The 5235-nt window shown below is 55.4% G+C and carries 5 protein-coding genes; all 5 read right to left on the reverse strand.

From position 1 onward, the window contains the following. Positions 1-356: YebC/PmpR family DNA-binding transcriptional regulator (locus ACTG34_RS12480; RefSeq protein WP_439105212.1), on the reverse strand; the 356-nt coding region annotated here is incomplete at its 3' end. An 81-nt stretch (positions 357-437) separates the two neighbouring features. Beyond that, a complete protein-coding gene (locus ACTG34_RS12485) occupies positions 438-2219 on the reverse strand; it encodes an SLC13 family permease (RefSeq protein ID WP_439105213.1) in 1782 nt (593 codons plus the stop codon). Positions 2220-2364: 145 nt separating this feature from the next. Further along, complete coding sequence (locus ACTG34_RS12490; RefSeq protein WP_439105214.1) at positions 2365-3177, reverse strand: TIGR00282 family metallophosphoesterase; 813 nt, start codon at positions 3175-3177, stop codon at positions 2365-2367. A 59-nt stretch (positions 3178-3236) separates the two neighbouring features. After that, positions 3237-3803 carry a 5-formyltetrahydrofolate cyclo-ligase gene (locus tag ACTG34_RS12495; protein WP_439105215.1) on the reverse strand — a complete coding sequence of 189 codons (567 nt, stop codon included), beginning with the start codon at positions 3801-3803 and terminating at the stop codon, positions 3237-3239. Further along, positions 3800-5191 carry a magnesium transporter gene (mgtE, locus tag ACTG34_RS12500; RefSeq protein WP_439105221.1) on the reverse strand — a complete coding sequence of 464 codons (1392 nt, stop codon included), beginning with the start codon at positions 5189-5191 and terminating at the stop codon, positions 3800-3802. The genes ACTG34_RS12495 and mgtE overlap by 4 nt, the downstream gene beginning before the upstream one ends. Between the last annotated feature and the right edge of the window lie 44 nt (positions 5192-5235).

Consider the following 5235-nt stretch of genomic DNA (forward strand, 5'->3'; position numbering starts at 1 on the left):
TTTTTGGAGAACGTGGAACGTACATTGGACGCGGTGCGGTTGCGGTTGTCGGTCATTGCCTCAACGATGACGGCGACACCACTTGGGCCATAGCCCTCATAGCGGATCTCGTCATAATTCTCTGCATCGCCCCCCAAAGACTTTTTGATCGCACGATCAATCACATCCTTGGGGACAGAGACCGATTTGGCCTCTTTGACAGCCATCCGCAAACGCGGGTTTTTGTCTGGGTCAGGGTCGCCCATTTTCGCCGCCACGGTAATTTCCTTGGCGAGTTTGGAAAAGAGTTTGGAGCGCAATTTATCCTGACGACCTTTACGGTGCTGGATGTTTGCCCATTTTGAGTGGCCTGCCATGAGGTCCTCCGTCAATCAAATTTCGGCTTTGTGCCTTCTATAGGCGATGGAGCGTGGGGGCCGCAAGGGGCCGCCCCTATCCTAGAGTGGCCAAAGCAATGGAATCACGGCTGAGGCCAAAAGTCCGATCGATACATTCAGGGGGATACCGACCTTCATGTAGTCCGTGAATTTATAGCCGCCTGGACCGTAGACCATTGTATTGGTCTGATAGCCGATGGGCGTGGCAAACGCGGCAGATGCCGCGACCATGACAGCAACCACAAGACCGCGCGGATCAAGTCCCATGGACTCGCCCAACCCAATAGCAATGGGCGTCACAACCACCGCAACAGCGTTGTTCGACACCATTTCCGTGAGCACCGAGGTCAGCAAATAAATCGACCAGACCACAAAGAAAATAGGCAAGCCATCCAACATTGGGGCAACCGCGTTGACGATCATTTGCACCGCACCAGACGCCTCAAGGGACGCACCGATGGCAAGCATGGCAAAGATCAGCGCGAGCAAGCGACCGTCGATGAAGGAGAACGCCTCATCCGCATCGATGCAGCGCGCGACAAGCACAACAGCGACCGCAAGCACGGCCAACATCAAAATCGGAGCGACACCAACGGCGGCAAGCGTGACAATCGACATCATCGCAACGAGCGCAATGGGCGCGTGTGAACGATGATAGGCCCGCTCGGTTGGCTTGGACACGTCCCCGATGTCCATATCATTGGCCAAACGTTGAATGTCGGCGGGCGCACCCTCAAGCAAAAGCGTATCGCCCACGCGCACCACCAGATCGTTGATCTGTTGGCCAAGATTCTGGTTTTTGCGGTGCACGGCGAGCGGATACACCCCGTAGCGGCGGCGCAAACGCATGGAACCAAGCGCACGGCCAACCATTTTACAGCCCGGCGTGATGAGCACTTCAACGGTCGAGGTTTCCACCGCAGACACCTGATCGACGCGCTTTAGCGATTTGTCACGCTGAAGGCTCAACAGCTCGCTGATCTGCGACCGCAACACCACGCGGTCGCCCAGTTCAAGCACCACGTCATTGAGGTTATGACGCAAGGATTGATCCCCGCGCACCACGTCGATAAGGCGCACCCCGTCACGCTTGAACAGCTGAACGCCCGAAACTTCGCGCCCGATCAGGTTGCTATCGGGCGGGATCACAGCCTCGGTGAAAAACTTCATCTTTGAGCGCCCTGAGGACAGCATCGCGGATAGGCTATCTCGTTCGGGCAATAGATGACGCCCGATGAAATACAGGTAGATAAAGCCCCAGACGGTGATGATCAGACCAAGGATCGAGACCTCGAAAATTGTGAACGGCTCAAGCCCTTGGGCGCGGGCTACACCATCGACGAGCAGGTTCGTCGATGTGCCGATCAACGTTATCGTCCCGCCCATGATCGCGGAATAGCTCAACGGTATCAGCAATTTAGATGCAGGGATTTTGAGTTTTGAGGACAGTTGGATGAACACGGGGATCATCACAACGACCACAGGCGTGTTCGCAACAAACGCCGAAAGGATCACCACGACGAACAACAGGGCTGCGATGGCAATTGAGGGATGGCTTTCTGCGTAGCGCCCCGCCTGTGAGGTAAACCATGCAAGGCCGCCCGTGCGCACCAACGCGCCCATGACCACAAACATCATCGCGATCGTCCACGGCGCGGGGTTTGCCAAAACTGCCAATCCGGCATCATACGGCAAAATACCTAAAACAATCATGGCGGACGCGCCCGCAATCGCCACAACTTCGGTGGGATAGATCTCGCGCACAAAGAGGACGAACATGAACCCGACCACAAGGAGAGAGACAATCGCCTCCGTCGTTTGGTCGAAATTGAACAGTTCCATATGGCCTCGCCTGTGGTTTCACGTGCCCCAATATGGCCCCGAACGTCCCCATGAAACAAGCGCGAAAGCTGGAACGCCTCAAGTGGACTATCGACCACCCCGCGAAAACAGCACAGAAATCTGGATCAATGGCAAAAAGCCGCCATTACGGCGTACTTTGCTCCAAACGCCCGCCTTCGCGGATTTGTTTTACACGGGTGGCTAAACCGGTTTTGTCGTCTGTCTCGACGTATACACCTGACAAAGTTGCCTCGCCCTGAGCAGGCGAAAAGCGCCCCTTTGCCATACCCGTTACAAAGCGGCGTAGTGGCTCGGCTTTGTCCATGCCAATCACGGAATTATAATCGCCACACATTCCCGCATCGGTGAGATAGGCCGTTCCCGCAGGCAAAATCTGCGCATCGCCCGTACACACATGCGTATGCGTGCCAACAACGACAGAGGCCTTTCCATCACAAAAATGACCCATCGCCATTTTCTCTGACGTGGCTTCACAATGCACGTCGATCAAGGAGGCTTGGATATGGCCGCCGAGTTTATGGGTCATGAATACCTGATCGAGCGCCGAAAACGGATCATCGTAGGCGCGCTTCATGAAAACTTGCCCCAACACCTGTGCCACCAAAATACGGCGACCACGTGTATCTTCAAATATACGTACACCACGTCCCGGGGCGGCTTTGGCAAAGTTGATAGGACGAATGATCCGCGTTTCTTTTTCGCAATATTGCATCATGTCGCGCTGATCAAAGGCGTGATCACCAAGCGTGAGGCAATCAACACCGGCCTCCAAAAGCTCTTTGGCATGCTCGCCAGATAGCCCCATGCCGTTGGTCGCGTTTTCGCCGTTTACAATGATGAAATCGAGACCCCATGCTGCCCGCAAGCGCGGCACACGGTCAAGCACGGCCTTGCGGCCTGCGCTTCCGACAATATCTCCAAGGAACAATATTTTCATGGCGTTTCCTTAGGCCGCGTACATTGAAATGGCAAGATCTGCGACGGTCTTGCGTACGATCAAAAGGTCATCACTTCTGTTTCGGTCACAATCGCGTCGAGCGGGGCATCGAGTGGCGACACCGGAAAATCGCGCATGTCCTGCCCCGAGTAGGCCAAACCGATGGCCATGACCGCGCTGTTCGTATCGCGCAATTGCGCCAAAGTTCGGTCGTAAAACCCACCGCCATATCCCAAACGATGCCCATCACGATTGAACGCCAAAAGCGGCACGATTATAATTTGCGGCACCACGGGATCCGACCGCGCAGGCACATCGGCGCCATATGAGCCCCGCATCATTTTGCAGTCCGGTGTCCACAGATCAAACCGCAAAGGTGCGGCTTTGCGCTCAACCACCGGCACACAAACAGGTCCACGTGTTGCCAACATGGTCATCGCGGGCAGCGGATCAATTTCAGTCTGAATTGGCATATAACCAGCAGTGATTTTGCCCGCATGTGGCGTCAAAAAACCTACCAAAAGCTGACAGGCCTGATGGGCCAACTGAGCGTGCACAGCATGCGCCTTTGCACGCCGGTCACGCGCCACGTCACGTGCCAGCGCCTTTAAATCAACGACACTCAAAAGAGCACCACAGCCGCCAAACCCAAGAAGGCAAAGAACCCAACGATATCCGTAACGGTCGTCACGAACGCGCCCGATGCCAGTGCGGGATCGACCCCCACTTTTTCAAGCAAGACAGGCACGCCCACGCCCGCAAGACCCGCAATCACAAGATTGATGACCATCGCCGTTGCGATCACCAGACCAAGCGCAGGCGATCCGAACCACACCACCCCAACGATGCCCATAATGACGGCAAACACGATTCCATTGGCCAAGCCGACCAACACTTCACGTCGGATAACGCGCCACACGTTGGCCCCCGTAAGGTCGCGAGTCGCAATCGCACGCACAGCCACGGTCAGACTTTGTGTGCCGGCATTGCCCCCCATTGAGGCAACGATCGGCATCAAAACCGCAAGGGCTACAAATTGCGAAATCGTTGCCTCGAATTGCGCAATTACCATCGACGCAAGGATCGCCGTCAACAGGTTCACACCCAGCCACGGCAAGCGTGCACGCACGGTTTCAATGACCTTATCGGCCAAAGATCCCTCACCCACACCCGCCAGACGCATAATATCCTCTTCGTGCTCTTCGTCCAAAACGTTCATCGCGTCATCAATGGTGATCACGCCCACAACCCGTTCATGCTCATCAACAACGGGAGCCGAAATCATGTGATACTGGTTGAACGCGTAAGCCACGTTGGATTCGCTTTCCTCAACGCTAAAAGTGCGAAAACCGGGTTCGAGAATATCGGTCAGTTTTTGGTCGCGCGGCGCGCCTAAAATTTTTCCCAACGTCACATGGCCGACCGCCCGCATTCGCGGGTCAACCAGAACCATATGATAAAAGTCTTCGGGCAGATCATCTGATCGCCTCATGTAATCGATCGCGTCACCAACGAGCCAATGCTCGGGCCCTTTGACAACGTGACTTTGCATCAAGCGACCCGCAGAAAACTCAGGATAGGCCAGAGATTTTTCAACGGCCACACGGTCCGCATCCTCAAGAGTCGCAAGAATTGCTTCTTGGGCATCTCCTTCGAGGTCTTCGACCAAATCCACAACGTCGTCGGATTCAAGGTCGCGCACCGCGCCCGCCAACACGCTTGGGTGCAGGACTCCAATCACCTCTTCGCGCAAGCCCTCGTCCAGCTCGGACAGAATATCGCCGTCAAAATCGGCACCGTAAAGCGTGATGAGGCGGCGGCGATCATAGGGATTGATCTGCTCCAACATGTCGGCGATGTCGGCCGCGTGCAACGGCTCCATCTGAACCATCATCTCGTCGCGATCACCCCGCTCAAGGGCAAACAAAATCGCGGAAAGGCGGCGCGCACTCAAGGAATACACATCCTCGGCATACTCAATTTCAGGATGCAAGTCTTTGTTGTCGTCGATCATATGCTGCGCGCCCCCTTTAATTGATATTGAGCTTAGGACAGCTT

The organism is Celeribacter marinus (assembly GCF_965656515.1).
Taxonomy (GTDB): domain Bacteria; phylum Pseudomonadota; class Alphaproteobacteria; order Rhodobacterales; family Rhodobacteraceae; genus Celeribacter; species Celeribacter marinus_D.